The sequence below is a fragment of the Streptomyces sp. NPDC050528 genome, from assembly GCF_044457795.1.
In the GTDB taxonomy this organism is placed as follows: domain Bacteria; phylum Actinomycetota; class Actinomycetes; order Streptomycetales; family Streptomycetaceae; genus Streptomyces.
Genome location: NZ_JBITHH010000019.1, coordinates 16171 through 30167 on the forward strand (window position 1 = coordinate 16171; position 13997 = coordinate 30167).

Consider the following 13997-nt stretch of genomic DNA (forward strand, 5'->3'; position numbering starts at 1 on the left):
GGCCCATCAGCCTCGAGACCAAGCTGAACGCGGAGATCTATCATCCCCATTTTTTCGATCTGCCGAATACGTTCGCGGGTCACACCGTACTTTTCACCTAGCTCCTGCAGAGTCCATCGTTCGCCGTCGACGAATCTATAGCGATAGAGAAGAACCTCTCGCGCGCGATCGCTCAAATTGTCCAACAGCGGCCACAGAATCTCCCTGTCGAACATGGGCTCCAGCATCTCCTCTGGCCCTGGCAGAGAATGACGCTCGTCTGTCAGAAGATCTCCAAGAGTCGCATTCTCACTTACCGATGCATCAATCGACCTGACAAGTCCACGACTCAGCCGCAAAGATTCCTGGACCTTCTTCAAGGAGATACCGCACTCGAGCGCCAGATCCATGAGGCCCGCCGGCTTCCCCAGTGTCAGAAGCTTGGACTGCGCCCTGCGAACCTTTTCTATCGTCTCCCTCACGTGAACAGGAAGTCGAATGATCGAAGATTCGTTGGCCACACCTCTGTCGATGGACTGTCGAATCCACCAGGTTGCATAGGTCGAGAACTTGTATCCCAAAGTAATGTCGAACTTTCGCAAAGCACGAATTAGCCCCAAGTAACCGTGCTGAACGAGATCCTCGAACGACAACCCTTCACCGAACCGCTCCCTAGCGCCGGCCGACTTCCGAACCAACCCCGTATTGTGGGTCACAAGCCCCGTGTAGGCTTTGTAGGACTCACTTTCACGCGGCAAACGCGCGAAGTACTCCTCAGGCAGGTCGCCGTCCAACGACGCGCCCGCGCGCATCAGCAGACAGAGCCCCACCTCTTGTTCCGCGGTGAGCACCTGCATCGCTGCGCCGGGAGTCAACCGGTCGTTTCGCAACACCCATCGCGCAGCCATACGCGCCTCGTCGAAGTCCCGTACCTGCTCACTCTCCGCGAGCAGATCACCGTCCGGAGCTTCGAGTTGCTCCAGGTCCAGCTCGCCGGGCTCACGAGCATCGCCACCCGCGTCGTCCGCCTCGACATTGCGCCCCTCGGCCAGGTATGAATCGATCGCATCCCCGGACTTCGGAGCTTCGTTTGGCCGCCTGTCGGTCTCTACTCCGAGATCGAGGGCAAGTTGCTCGCGCTGCCGCTCATCCAGACACGCCGCTCGGGCGACCTCAAATACCACACGGTCGGGTACGACCCCCTCGTCGAGGAAGCGACGCGACACGGCGAGCAGCCGCTCCCAGCCAGCGGTACCTGGAAGCCCTTCTGCCTCGTTCCCCTGCCCCGCCCTCACAGATCCCCCTGCACTGCTGTCCTCCCCCTGCGACCCTACTCAAGCGAGTCGCCTTCCCACAGCATTCGGCCTCAAGTGCCGGACGACGCGCTGGAACTGGTCACACTCGCTATCTTGGCCCTTCCAGCAGGCCCACGGGAGCGTTGATGCGGATCATCCCAAGCGAGATCTCAAGTACGACCACGAGCACGGCGGAGCGGGGCGTGTTCGAGGCGCTCAAGAGGTTGCCCAACTCGATGGGGGTGGCACTGCACTCGGTCCACCTCCCGGAGCACCGATACAAGCGTGTGGGGGAGATCGACTTTGTCCTCATCACCCCCGAGTTGCTGTTGTTCCTGGAAGTGAAGGGCGGTCGAATCAGTCAAACAGGAGGAAATTGGACCTACACGGACCGTCTGGGTCGCTCCACCACCAAGCGCGAAGGCCCTTTCGAGCAGGCGAACTCGGGGATGCATGAGCTGGAGAGGGAGCTTGGCCAGGCGATCGGAAACCTGCGAAACCAGGGAGTGGCGAGCGGCTACTTGGTGATCACGCCCCATGTCGACCTACCCAAGACAACGACCTTCACCCATGCCCAGTACCTGGGCATGACGGAATATGACGGAGGCCGGGGTCTCGAGGAGGGGATTCGTCAAGCCAGCCGCTCCTGGCTGCGTCAGAACCCGTGGGCTCGGACTCCGATCCCAGACAGGTTGCGGACACGCATCCTCGAGGCTATTCGCCCGGACTTCGATCTTGTCCCCAACCTGAGATCGCGCATAGCTGACCTGGAGGTTCGCTTCGAGCGTCTCACCACCGAACAGTACGACAAGATCGACGAGTTGGCGGAGAACCGCCGTCTGATCTGGTCCGGTGGAGCTGGCACCGGTAAGACGTTCTTGGCAGCTGAGGCTGCTCGCCGCAAGTCGGCGTATGGAAGCGTCCTGTTCACGTGCGCGAGCCGAACCCTCGCCGCCTATGTGTCCAGAGTCCTCGCCGACGAAGACGTAGCAGTCCTTCCCTTCGAACGACTCAGCGAGGTGAACGGTCAGGTCTTCGACCAATTGATCGTGGACGAGGCACAGGACCTCATGACGTTCGAGCACCTGAGCCGCCTTGAGGAACTATTGGCAGATGGCTTGGAGCGCGGCCAGTGGATCTTCCTGATCGACCGGAACAACCAGGTGCTTTCACCTGAGGCCTTCGATGCTGATGCTTGGGACTACCTGCGTGAACTGGGAGCAGCCTCGAGTTCGCTGTCGCGGAACTGCCGCAACACAGTCCAGATCGTGAAGCAGGTCCAGAACTACACCGGCGCTGACATCGGGGTAGCCATCGCAGGTGAGGGTGAACCGGTTCGCTATCGAACCGTTGAATCAGCCGCACAAGAGGCGGTCGCACTGGACGAGTACATCGATGAGTTGATCGCGGACGGACTGGAGCCCAAGGACATCACTGTTCTGTCCGCCTCCGGAGACTGGGACAACACCGCCGCACGCATGTCTCATCGGTTCGCCAAGATCGAGCGCTACGCCGACACCATCGCAGCCCAGCGCAGAAGAAACCGGGTCACCTGGTCGTCCGTTACAGATTTCAAAGGCCTTGAAAACCAAGTCGTGTGTGTCATCGACCTCGAACCAGAGATACTCAAGGGTCGGCTTGATGCGGTCTACGTTGCTTGGACACGTGCACGAGCCCAGCTCTGGATCGCATGCAGTCCAGAAGCAAAACGAGTATTGAGCGACATGGGTACTGCAATGCTCGAACGAGGAGGAGAAGAAGGGTGACGGTCTCCGAGAACGAACTCGCCGACTATCGCGATCAATTCGTCACTTACTTGCGTCGGCAGTTGGTCGGCCCTGCTCCAGACGATCAGGAGACCCTTGTAGATCCGCCGGATCGGCGATACCTCATGGGGACCTTGTACCCGCGAGGCCAGGATCTGCGCGATCACACCGCCGAAGCCGGCGAATACGAGACCTCGGAGGAGGCGGCAGGGACCGGAGAGGAGGACGGATTCGCCGACGATCCCGTGGCCGAGGCCAATGCCTGGCTACCGTCCTCACTCGGTTTCTCCTTCTTCACCGATGCCTCGGTGATCGCTGTCACTTGTGGTGCGGCACGCTACGAGACATCACGGGTCAGCGGTCGGCGGATGTGGACCAGGCAGCCGCGAGAGGAACAAACGGTCCGGTTCACAAAGGAGTCATCAGCCTCCGAGCAAGTACTGGACGGTCATGCCCGGCTTCACATGCGGTGGCGTCCTTTCGGGATCGGACACTTGGTCACGTGCGTACTTGCGAACGCACACCGAGAAGACGAAGACCTCCGTAACAGCTGGGACCTCATGCTCTTCCAGGCCATGCTGAAGGCCACAACCGTCGGGGGACGGATCCTTGAGTACCCCAGCACACGACTCAACAGTCGCGATCCTGAAGAACAGGAACTCCGCGTCCAGTACCGCCACATTGTGACCCGCGCTGTCGGACATGGCTGCGCCGTCGAATGGGACACCAAGGGAAAAGAAGTCACCGAGGTCCGCGCCGAAGTGATGCCTCAAGCGATCGTGGGGCACATTCGTCCGGGCGGACCTCGCGACCTCCCGATTCTGAATCTTGCCCATCTGTCGCGCCAGAACGTACCTGTGAGTGAACTCCGATCCGAGTTGGAGTCGTTCGTTGCTGGCTACCGCAACTGGTTCGGCTCATTGGAGGACCGCGCGGCTTCGCTTCCGAAGTGGGCTGCTGCACCTGTCTCGCATATCCTCAACCGCATTGATGGCACCGTAAGGCGCCTTGAAGACGGCATCGCTGCGCTCACGGCGGAAGGTCGCGCGGGGCAGAATGCGCGCGAGGCTTTCCGCCTGGCCAATCGAGCCATGGCTCTACAAATGCTTCGCAGCCGACGTGAGCTCGCGGGCTCACGTCATCGCCGCAACGACCCGATCGTGGAACTCTCGGAGCCTGACGGCAGTGCCACCTGGCATCCCTTCCAACTCGCGTTCTTTCTGCTCGTCGTCCGCGGCCTCATGGAGCCGAATCACGAGGACCGCGAGATCGTAGACCTCATCTGGTTTCCCACCGGTGGTGGCAAGACGGAGGCCTATCTACTGACCGCCTGCTTCGAGATGGTCTGGCGCCGTCTGCACCATGGCTCGGCGGGGGGTGGTACTGCGGTCATCAGTCGGTACACGCTCAGCCTCCTGACCACACAGCAGTTCCAACGGACGGCCACCGCCATCTGCGCCCTGGAGTACATGCGATTGGGGCATGACGGCCAGCACATCGAAGGGCTCGGCGACGAGCCCTTCTCCATCGGGCTGTGGGTGGGTAAGGCGACGACACCCAACTCGTTCGCCGAGGCCGAACGGGAACTCGGAGTTCTCCTGCAGATGCCGGAGCCGGACGACCGCTTCCTGCTGGAGCGCTGCCCCTGGTGTGGAACTGAGATCGCCCCTGAGCGCAAGTCTCGACGTGATGACTTTGGAATTCGAGCCACCGCATCCGACTTCAGTTTCCACTGCCCACGCGACTCCTGCGTGTTCCACGAGAGCCTACCCGTGGCCGTGGTTGATCAGCATCTCTACGAGCGACCGCCGACGTTCGTCCTCGGCACTGTAGACAAGTTCGCCCGGCTGGCGTGGGAGCCGAGGGCCGGCCGTATCTTCGGAGGCCGCGACACGCTTCGGCCTTCTTTGGTGATCCAGGATGAATTGCATCTACTCGCTGGCCCTTTGGGCACGACGGTAGGCCTGTATGAGTCCGCGATCCTGCAGTTGTGCGGCTGGGATGGAATCCAGCCGAAGGTGATCGCATCAACGGCAACCATCCGACGCTCGCACAGCCAGATCAAGAATCTGTACGGCCGGAGAACACAATTGTTCCCACCCTCCGGGCTGGACGCACGCGACTCCTACTTCGCCGTCCCGGACGATGAGCGCCCAGGGCGCCTCTATGTCGGGGTGATGGCTCAAGGCCACACCGCTTCCACAGCCACGGTTCACGTCGGAGCAGCAGCCCTACAAGCTCCGCAGCAGCTCAGTTCCGACGACGAACTGAGAGACGCTTACTGGACCGTGGTCGCTTATCACAACAGTCTTCGCGAACTCGGCCGCACGGTCACCATCGCCAAGGACGACATCCCGGCCCGTGTGGAGCATCTGATGCCCAACGACGCTTCCCGTCGCAACCTGTCCGACGATTCGGTCCTGGAGCTGACAAGCAACATCGAGCGTTCCGCACAACCGCGGCTGCTGGACCGACTGGGCAGAACTTTCAAGGAGAAGGGCAGCATCTCTTTCCTGGCAACGACGAACATGCTTTCCGTTGGAGTCGACGTGCCCAGATTGGGTCTGATGCTCATGAACGGTCAGCCAAAGACGACCTCCGAATACATTCAGGCAACCAGCCGTGTGGGCAGGCGGAAAGTGCCGGGTTTGATCGTGACCCTGTGCCGCTCCACGAAGCCACGCGACCGCTCCCACTACGAGTCGTTCGGCGTCTACCATTCTTCCCTCTATCGACACGTGGAACCGACAAGTGTGACCCCCTGGTCCCTCCCCTCGCGCAAGCGGGCTCTCCATGCCGCTCTGACAATCCTGGTGCGTCATGGCCTCGGGCTGACCGCAGAGGACAGGGCCGGCGAGATGCTTGAGCACCCCGAGGGTGTTGCTCAAATTCGGAAGCTCATCCTCGAACATGTGGCGAGGTCAGACGAGGCCGAGGTCGAGGCTGCCGGGGTTGAGCTGGACTCCCTGATCGCGGCTTGGAGGCAAGAGGCCCAGATTGCTCGTGGGCAGGGCAACCGGCTCTACTATTCACCACAAGGGCGCGCCCAATTGTCACTCCTCATGGACTTCGGGAAGACACACGGCTTGTGGGAAACGCCGCAATCGATGCGCAATGTCGACCGGGACTGCCTGGTCGCCATCCAGGGGGTGTGACCGGTGAAAGACGTCAGGAGGAAGGTCCGGCGCACCCAGACGATCACTCCCTTCGGCGTGGGGGGCATTATCGACCTGCAAGGCGAGTCCTTCGTAGCGGCTGACATTCGCAGCTGGGGCGGGCATGGAGAAAAAGTGGAATCTCCGCGCCTGGCACGGAAGCTGGGAGTCCAATCCTTTCGGTCAGCGCCCGTGGTCCCCCCTGGAAAGATGGAATTCGTCTCAAAGGTAGGGCCAGTTTATGCGCGCTTCCCACGGTGGCTATTCTGCCCACACTGCAGAATCATGACCTTCTGGCGATCCGAAATGGAACAGAAGGACAAGCAACCCTCGTGCCGGCGCTGTCCGGGAAATCCACAGTTGGTCCCTATGCGTTTCATCCAAGTTTGCCGAAATGGCCACATGTCTGACGTTGACTGGCGCAGGTGGGCTCATTCCACAGCGGACAGCCCTGAACGCCGCCAGTGCCAACGAAAAAGGCTCAAATTCGTCACCACACCTGATTCGTCAGGCCTTGATGCGCTTGAAATTCATTGCCTGGACTGCCACTCCCGCCGATCTCTCGAGGGAATTAGTCAGAAGAACAGCCTAAAGAGGATCGGAATCCACTGTTCTGGAATTCAGCCCTGGCAACTGGGAAACGACGAGCAGGTCGATTGCGACGAAACTCCGAGAGTCGTACAGCGTGGCGCCAGCAACGTCTACTTCCCTCAAGTTCACTCCGCAATCGATATCCCCACGCCTTCAGACCCGAGCGGGGATGACAAATACGCCCAAGCTGTCCTCGGAAATGCACTGTGGCCGGATTTGATCAGTGCCGACGAAGAATCCCCGATGACAGATCCATACAGAAAGATCATTGCCAAGCAGTGCGGGGTCTCCACGGAATTTGTCGAAATACTCCGCATCCGCCACATGAATGACATGACTGCCCGCCCGGATTCACGGGGAACGGATGAGGATCTCAGTATCGACGAATGGTCTGCGTTTACTTCCGTAGCCGGGAGTTCCCGCACCACCGGCGAATTCGCCGTCAGGCAAGTTGATCTCGGGGCGCGCTCGACGGACAGTAAATCCTTCAAGTTGATCGCTCAACGGATCGATCGCGTCGTCGTAGCCGACCGCATCCGCGAAGTCCGAGCACTAGCAGGGTTCTCACGCTATGAACCCGATAGCCACGAGAGACTTGTCCCCGTCAATCCGGTATCCAAACCCCAGTGGCTGCCGGCCGTGGAATCGTACGGCGAGGGGATCTTCATCTCCTTTAAGGAAAAGGAGATCCAAGAATGGGAATCCAGGGAATCTGTTCGCCTCTGGACCCAGAAAATCGAAGAGAACATGGAGGCCTCGTTCCAGATCGACCGCCTCCGAGAGAAGACAGGCCTCGAGCTGCTCCCTCGCTTCGTCATGTTGCATACGTTGGCCCATCAATTCATCCGACAGCTCTCTTACGACAGTGGCTACAATGCGGCCTCGCTACGCGAACGAATCTATGCGAAGGGCCATCCCAAAGACTCTCCCAATCCAATCCAAGCCGGGATCTTCGTCTACACTGCTGCGGGTGATTCGGAAGGTACGCTTGGCGGACTGGTCCGCCAGGGCGAGCCACCCAATCTGCTGGACACTTTCGTGCGCCTACTGGAATCGGCTCAATGGTGCTCGCAGGACCCACTGTGCGCCGACTCCACCGGCCGATCTCTAGCCAATCTGAATCGGGCGGCATGTCACGCCTGCACATTGCTACCCGAGACCTGCTGCGAGACTGGAAATACACTTCTGGATCGCACACTCCTGATAGGGGAGGGAAATGTGGCTGGCTTCTTCCAGCATGTAATTCGAGCAGCACTCGAGGAATCCGCAGATTCCGTCGATGTCTCATGAAGCTTCCTACGCTCCTGGAGCTGACTCCGGAACAGGAAGCGGTCACCGACATGCCGTTCGAAGGGCAACACATCGTCACCGGACCACCAGGCAGTGGAAAGACCGTGATGGCCATCTACCGGGCCTGGATGCTAGGCAGCGTGGGTCGACCGGCCGTACTGATCACCCATTCCAACCTACTCCACCAGTACTGTGCACACGCCGCACAACGCCTGTCCGACCAGTTCCGTATCACTACTTTCCATCGCTGGCTCCGTACCACCTGGCAGCGAAGTTACGACAAGCCCCCACCAAATGCCGGAACCGGTGAATGGAGCTATGACTGGATCGACATGATCCGCGACTGTGTCAGAAAACGTCCAGCTGTGGAACATCTGGTTATCGACGAGGGCCAGGATCTACCCAACGGGTTCTACGACCTATGCAGCGTCCTCGGAGTCAGTATCACGGTTTTTGCGGATGAAGACCAACGCATCACCGAAGAACAGAGCACGATTGCGGAGATAGCAACGGCACTTGACATCACCCGAGAGTTCGTCCCATTGGAGGGCAACCACCGCACCACTCGTGAGATCGCACTCCTCGCATCCCACTACGAGGTCCACTCCAGGCATCAGTTCCTGCTTAGCCCTGAGCCGGCGGACATAAAGCCCCGCGTCACGCATTGGGGATCTCCCCAATCCTTCCTCAGCGATGTGGTCCACTACATCAAGGCCCATCCCCACCTCGAGATCGGAGTCCTCTGCAGAACCACTGAGGCGCAACGAGCAGTTGAGCTACATCTGGCCAAACATGGTCTCGAACTCTCGATGCAAACCTACGTTTCCAACGACGTTAATCGATCATCCGTTGACTTCTCCAAGAGACGAGTCCGCATCGTCAATACGGCTAGCATGAAGGGATTGGAGTTCGACAGCGTATTCGTCCCAGACCTGGACTCGTACTCTGAGGATCCGTCCGGCGCCGACGTTCGTATGCGATTCCACGTCCTGTGTACGCGTGCCAGAAGCGAACTCTATTTTGCATACTACGGACAGAAGGAACCAGCCATTATCGCTGACGTACCACAGTCGATGCTTGAGCGACATCGCGGCTGATGTCGGTCGCGTCAGTGTCTGTGATGAACCGTTGACAACAACTCCCCGAGGATCGCTTCACCGTTCACTTCGGAACGACAGCCCTTCATTTTCCGCGATCTACGCTTCAAGGCGTGCCTGCGCCCGATCCAGAACGTCGTCCGCATCGCAGCCGTGTGCCCTGAGCCAGTAGAGGAAGTCTGTGATGACATCGATGACCCTCTCCTCGGCAAACCGGGTGGTTAACTCGGTCGGCCTCGTCATCCCAAGCGGCTCTGCAACCGTTGCGTAGAGAGCGAGCGTGGCTTCGGCGCGAGTGACACATGCGCCGCTCACATGGCCGTTCGGCGCGGTGACCCCTGTCGCCAGCTCACACCAGGTCACTTTGCGGTCCGGTTGAAGCAAGACACCCCAGCGGTCTGCGACCGCATCGACGAGAGCTACGCCTCGTCCGCCCTCGGAGTCGGAGGTTGCGTCGACGAGGGTGGGCAGGGCTCGCGTGTCCGGGTCGTGCACCTCGATGCGCAGATGGGTGCCGTTCATGGAGACCGCGAGTGTGGCCGGGGTGCCAGGGCCCACATGCGTGATGACGTTGGACACCAACTCACTGACACAGAGCAGAGCCCCCTCGGTCACGTCATGCAGGCCCCAGCCGCCCAGTTGCAAGCGCATGACTCGTCGAAGTGCAGCCACTTCCTCGGGATCCGCCGTGAAGGCCAGGTTCCACGGCTTTCGCGACATGCATGCTTCCTGGATCACCAGGACTCCTCTCGTCCCATGCCATCCCGACATGATCGGCGGAGCGTCACACACCCTCACGGCGTGTGCCGTCGCCGACCAGAGTGGCGCCAACACATCCCGCCGTGCAATGTGCAGGAAGAGATTCCCACTTCCGAGTGATTGGCACGCAGAGGTCTTGGCGCGAGACTGAACACCCGCTATTCGACGGATGGTTGAGAGGGTTGAGATGGCCGGTTCACCGACGGCACGCCGTCGTCGTCTCTCGATCGAGCTGAAGAAGCTCCGGGAGACGAACGCGTTCACCTGTGCGCAGGTCGGCCAGGCCCTGGACTGGAGCGGCTCCAAGGTCAATCGTATGGAGACGGGCAGCGGTCGGGTCCAGCCGTCGGACATCGATGCCCTCTGCCGGTTCTACGACACGACCGACGAACTGCGCGAGTTCCTCAAGTCGTTGGCCCGGGAGGCCAAGACGCGCGGCTGGTGGCAGGTGCACGGCGCCGGTGTCCCCGAGTGGTTCAACATCTACATCGGCCTGGAGCAGGATGCCTCCACGTTCCGCCAGTACCAGTGCGAGTTGATCCCAGGACTCATGCAGACCCAGGCGTACATCGGTGAACTCCACAGAACGGGAGCCCACATGTCCGCCGAGGACATCGACAGGGCCGTACAAGTGCGCATGGAACGCCAGGCCATGTTGGCGCGGCCCGACGCCCCTGATGCCTGGTTCGTCGTGAACGAGGGCTCGCTGCGCAACGTCATCGGGGATAGGACGCTGATGCGAGAGCAGCTCGAACGTGTTCTGGAATCAGCCGAGTTGCCGAGCGTGACCCTGCAGATCCTCCCCTTCGACTCGGGCACATATCCGGCCACGGGCACATTCACCATCCTCGGCTTCCCCGCTCCGGAGGACCCTGACCTGGTGTACCGGGACGGCATCACCGATGCTGTGTACCTGGAGGGCGAGCATCATGTTCGTGAGTACACGAAGGCATTCGACGGCCTCCGGGCTGCGGCGCTCAGTCCTCAACGCTCCACCCAGTTGATCAAGTCCGTTCTGAAGGAATACGCAAGTTGAACAGCGCAGAGGCCGGGACCCACAACCGTCTGATCTGGTTCACGTCGTCCTACAGCAACGGCGCCGGAGGTGAGTGCGTCGAGTGCGCGATGACCGGTGAATACGCGCTCGTGCGCGACACCAAGTACACAACGAGCCCAGTGGTCACCGTTCAAAGCAGGGCTTGGTGTTCCTTCGTGCACGCCTTGAGGAACAGCTAGTCAACGAACTGCTCCCCTCTCAGGCATGCCGCCCCCACTGCCCCCGGTGAACAACATCCCCCACACCACGCCGCCGCTCCGCAACCCGGGCGCCCTGCTCAGGAACATCCTCAGCCCGGTACCCCACCGTGATCCCACCGATCGGGTCGTACTCCTCCGGCACCCCGAACTCGGCCCGGAACGGCTGCAGATGCTCCGGCATGATCCCGAAGAAGCAGGCACCAAGCCCTTCGTCGACCGCGGTCAGGAGCATCAGCAGGGAGGCCATTCCCGTGTCGATGTACCAGTACGGCGCGGGCCAGCGGGCCTCTGCACGGTCCTCCCAACCCTTGTCGGGTTCGGCGTAGCGCGCCAGGTAGGCAGCCTTGTGCGCCAGGGGTACGACGACCAGCGGAGCGTCCTGCATGGTCGGGGTGTTCTCGACCCGCGTGGGGACGAACGGCCAGAAGCGGGCGCGGTCGGCCGGGTCGGTCAGGACGAGGAACGCCCAGCCCTGGGAGAAGCCGGCCGAGGGGGCTCGTAGGGCGGAGGCGAGGATGCGTTCGGTTACCTCCGGGGTCAGCGGCTTGTCGGTGTAGTGCCGGATCATGCGTCGTCGACAGACCACTTCGGAGAACTCCATGCCGGCAGATCTTGCCATGAACTCCCAGAGTACTGAGCGCTGTTGAGCCACGGGATAGCCATCGAGGCGTGGCAAGTTACGGTCCGCTCCCGGACACGTCGCCCCTCACAAACAATCACTTATGCCAGGTCGGGAATATTTCGGAGTCGGCGTAGACGAGGCTCGATGCCGTCCGTAGCGTCATCCGAAAAGGTCGCTCCGGCGGGGCGGGACAGAGGGGGCATCATGGCTCGCGAAGAACTGACGCGGCTCACTGGGTCGGGCAACGGGACCAACTGTGATGACGACGACTGCCCGAACGTCTACCGCACGGCCAAGGGCTCCATCGTGGTCCAAGGGAACATGTCGGACGCTTTCCAGCCGCCGGACGGTGAGGCTCTGGTAGAGATCCCCGAGTCGGTACTCAAGGAGGCCGTGCGTGCTCTTGGATGGTGACGAATGGCGGAGGATGTTCGACGCGTACCAACGTGACGCGTGGCGGTTCGAGGCTCAGCCCACCTACACCATGCCCAGAGAAGCCGAGAATGTCGCCCGCTTCCTTCGCGGTGAGCCGAAGCCGACCGACCACAATGCGCGCTGGCATGAACGGGTACGCGGATACGTGACTTCAGGGCGCGCCATTGGGCGCGTACGGGTTGTGCGGCGGCCGTTGACGGAATATCAGCGGTACCAATTCGCTTGGGGAATTCCGGGGAACATAGCCGCCGGCGAAAACATCCGGATCCTGGATGTCACAGAGGAAGACTACGGACTTCCCCTTTCGGGAACCGACTGGTGGTTGTTCGACGAGGAGCGCATAGTGCGTCTCAATTTCCGGCCGGACGGGACACAGATCGATCGTGAGATGTTCGCTGGTGATCCTTCCCCATATCTGGAGTGGAGGCGGATTTCACTCGCCCACTCGGTGCCGTTCTCCGCGTATGTGAAAGAATTCGAGTGACCTTTGATCCTGAACAGCTGGGGCAGTCGAGAACTGACCTAGCAGAAACATTGCGCGAGTTGCGCAAGCGAGCCGGTCTCACTGGGGACCGGCTCGCTCGTCGTTGCAACATGTCTCAGAGTCAAATCAGCAAGTTCGAGACTGGTAAGAAGACGCCGAAGCTCGTTGATGTGGAACGTATCCTCCGGGCGCTTGATGCCCCTGCTGAAATAGTTGGGGAAGTCACGGCTCTCGCACGCATCGCGAATACCGAGTGGCAGGATAAACGCGCTTCCCGGCGCCGCGGAATGGAGAAACGACAGGCCGAGCTCGCTTCCTTGGAGGGTGAAGCAACGGAACTTAGATACTTCCTTCCTGCCATGATTACAGGCCTGTTGGCCACACCGGAGTATGTTCGTGCCAGTCTTACTCACACGCCGGGAAACTCCTCGAATACTGTGGCACGCAAGCTGGAACGCCAAGCCGTCCTCTATGACGCGTCAAAGGCCTTCACCTTCCTCCTGACGGAGCAGGCGGTACGGTGGGCAATCGCCCCGCCGTCCGCCATGGCGGTCCAGATCGATCGCCTGGTATCGCTGTCCCACCTGCCAAATATCCGCATCGGGATCCTTCCGGTCGGAACCGAAATGGCACGCGGTCCGATGAACACGTTCACGATCTACGACAACCGGCTGGCCACGGTCGAGAACTTCACCGGCCGCATGATCTTTCGGGACTCCAGAGACATTTCCGAGTATCTCATCGTGTTCTCTCTTTTTGAACAGTGTGCCTACTTCGGCGACGAAGCAAGGGAATTGATGAAGCAGTGGGCCAACTCCTACCGATGATCTTTAGTCCGCAACGGGAATAGTGTTCGGATCACCCTCTCGCCCGGTGAATCATAGAAGCGTCACCAAGCCGGGGAGGACGGATGGCGGTACCGCAGAAACTTCAGTCGCACGAACCTACGGAACGACCTTCCAGAGCGAAAGACCTTCCAGGGCGTAACGTGTGCCCCTCTACCAGACTCTTCGCTAACCGCGCCCTGATGACAATGCGCGTTTCCCGCGACTCCGGGAAGACCTGGGGCCCGGAACGCGCCGTGTTCGGCGGCAACGGTCTGATTCCCTCGATCACCTCGGAATGGCCTCCGTGCCGATGCTCGCGCTGCACGGCGTGTCACGAAGTCTCCAAGGCGTTCGGCACCCTCACCAATCACTACCTTGCTTGCCATGTCTGCAAGGCCACACCAGACCGGATGTGCCCGGAAGCCCAGCAGTTGCACCAG

The 13997-nt window shown here is 60.6% G+C and carries 11 protein-coding genes and 1 pseudogene; 9 read left to right on the forward strand and 3 right to left on the reverse strand.

Annotation, left to right across the window (positions count from 1 at the left end; genetic code table 11):
• Nucleotides 1-32: 32 nt before the first annotated feature.
• Nucleotides 33-887, reverse strand: a pseudogene (locus ACIBK4_RS45175) (RNA polymerase sigma factor RpoD/SigA); the annotation flags it as partial.
• 533 nt (nucleotides 888-1420) lie between these two features.
• Between ACIBK4_RS45175 and ACIBK4_RS45180 the strand changes: the two are divergent.
• The 4 genes from ACIBK4_RS45180 to ACIBK4_RS45195 are packed head-to-tail and all read left to right on the forward strand — an operon-like array spanning nucleotide 1421 to nucleotide 9173.
• Nucleotides 1421-3040, forward strand: coding sequence for an NERD domain-containing protein (locus tag ACIBK4_RS45180; protein ID WP_399005088.1), 1620 nt, complete (start codon nucleotides 1421-1423; stop codon nucleotides 3038-3040).
• Nucleotides 3037-6195: a helicase-related protein gene (locus ACIBK4_RS45185; protein ID WP_399005090.1), complete on the forward strand. Its 3159-nt coding sequence runs from the start codon at nucleotides 3037-3039 to the stop codon at nucleotides 6193-6195. Before ACIBK4_RS45180 ends, ACIBK4_RS45185 begins: the two co-directional genes overlap by 4 nt.
• 3 nt (nucleotides 6196-6198) lie before the next feature.
• Complete coding sequence (drmB, locus tag ACIBK4_RS45190; RefSeq protein ID WP_399005092.1) at nucleotides 6199-8076, forward strand: DrmB family protein; 1878 nt, start codon at nucleotides 6199-6201, stop codon at nucleotides 8074-8076.
• Nucleotides 8073-9173 (forward strand): AAA family ATPase, encoded by a 1101-nt coding sequence (locus tag ACIBK4_RS45195; RefSeq protein ID WP_399005094.1) that lies wholly within the window; start codon nucleotides 8073-8075, stop codon nucleotides 9171-9173. Before drmB ends, ACIBK4_RS45195 begins: the two co-directional genes overlap by 4 nt.
• 99 nt (nucleotides 9174-9272) lie before the next feature.
• On the opposite strand, the gene ACIBK4_RS45200 is transcribed toward ACIBK4_RS45195, so the two are convergent.
• Nucleotides 9273-9893 (reverse strand): ATP-binding protein, encoded by a 621-nt coding sequence (locus tag ACIBK4_RS45200; RefSeq protein ID WP_399005384.1) that lies wholly within the window; start codon nucleotides 9891-9893, stop codon nucleotides 9273-9275.
• A gap of 226 nt (nucleotides 9894-10119) precedes the next feature.
• Between ACIBK4_RS45200 and ACIBK4_RS45205 the strand changes: the two genes are divergently transcribed.
• Nucleotides 10120-10968 carry a helix-turn-helix domain-containing protein gene (locus ACIBK4_RS45205; protein WP_399005096.1) on the forward strand — a complete coding sequence of 283 codons (849 nt, stop codon included), beginning with the start codon at nucleotides 10120-10122 and terminating at the stop codon, nucleotides 10966-10968.
• Nucleotides 10965-11168: a DUF397 domain-containing protein gene (locus tag ACIBK4_RS45210; protein WP_399005098.1), complete on the forward strand. Its 204-nt coding sequence runs from the start codon at nucleotides 10965-10967 to the stop codon at nucleotides 11166-11168. The genes ACIBK4_RS45205 and ACIBK4_RS45210 overlap by 4 nt, the downstream gene beginning before the upstream one ends.
• 19 nt (nucleotides 11169-11187) lie before the next feature.
• Here the strand turns inward: ACIBK4_RS45210 and ACIBK4_RS45215 are convergent, their stop codons facing one another.
• The gene (locus ACIBK4_RS45215; protein ID WP_399005100.1) at nucleotides 11188-11808 is read right to left on the reverse strand and encodes a nitroreductase family protein; all 621 of its coding nucleotides are present in this window, start codon (nucleotides 11806-11808) and stop codon (nucleotides 11188-11190) included.
• Between the two features lie 207 nt (nucleotides 11809-12015).
• Between ACIBK4_RS45215 and ACIBK4_RS45220 the strand changes: the two genes are divergently transcribed.
• The 3 genes from ACIBK4_RS45220 to ACIBK4_RS45230 are packed head-to-tail and all read left to right on the forward strand — an operon-like array spanning nucleotide 12016 to nucleotide 13557.
• Nucleotides 12016-12225 carry a hypothetical protein gene (locus tag ACIBK4_RS45220; RefSeq protein WP_399005102.1) on the forward strand — a complete coding sequence of 70 codons (210 nt, stop codon included), beginning with the start codon at nucleotides 12016-12018 and terminating at the stop codon, nucleotides 12223-12225.
• The gene (locus ACIBK4_RS45225) at nucleotides 12209-12730 is read left to right on the forward strand and encodes a DUF6879 family protein (protein ID WP_399005104.1); all 522 of its coding nucleotides are present in this window, start codon (nucleotides 12209-12211) and stop codon (nucleotides 12728-12730) included. The genes ACIBK4_RS45220 and ACIBK4_RS45225 overlap by 17 nt, the downstream gene beginning before the upstream one ends.
• The gene (locus tag ACIBK4_RS45230) at nucleotides 12727-13557 is read left to right on the forward strand and encodes a helix-turn-helix domain-containing protein (RefSeq protein WP_399005106.1); all 831 of its coding nucleotides are present in this window, start codon (nucleotides 12727-12729) and stop codon (nucleotides 13555-13557) included. The genes ACIBK4_RS45225 and ACIBK4_RS45230 overlap by 4 nt, the downstream gene beginning before the upstream one ends.
• Nucleotides 13558-13997: the final 440 nt, after the last annotated feature.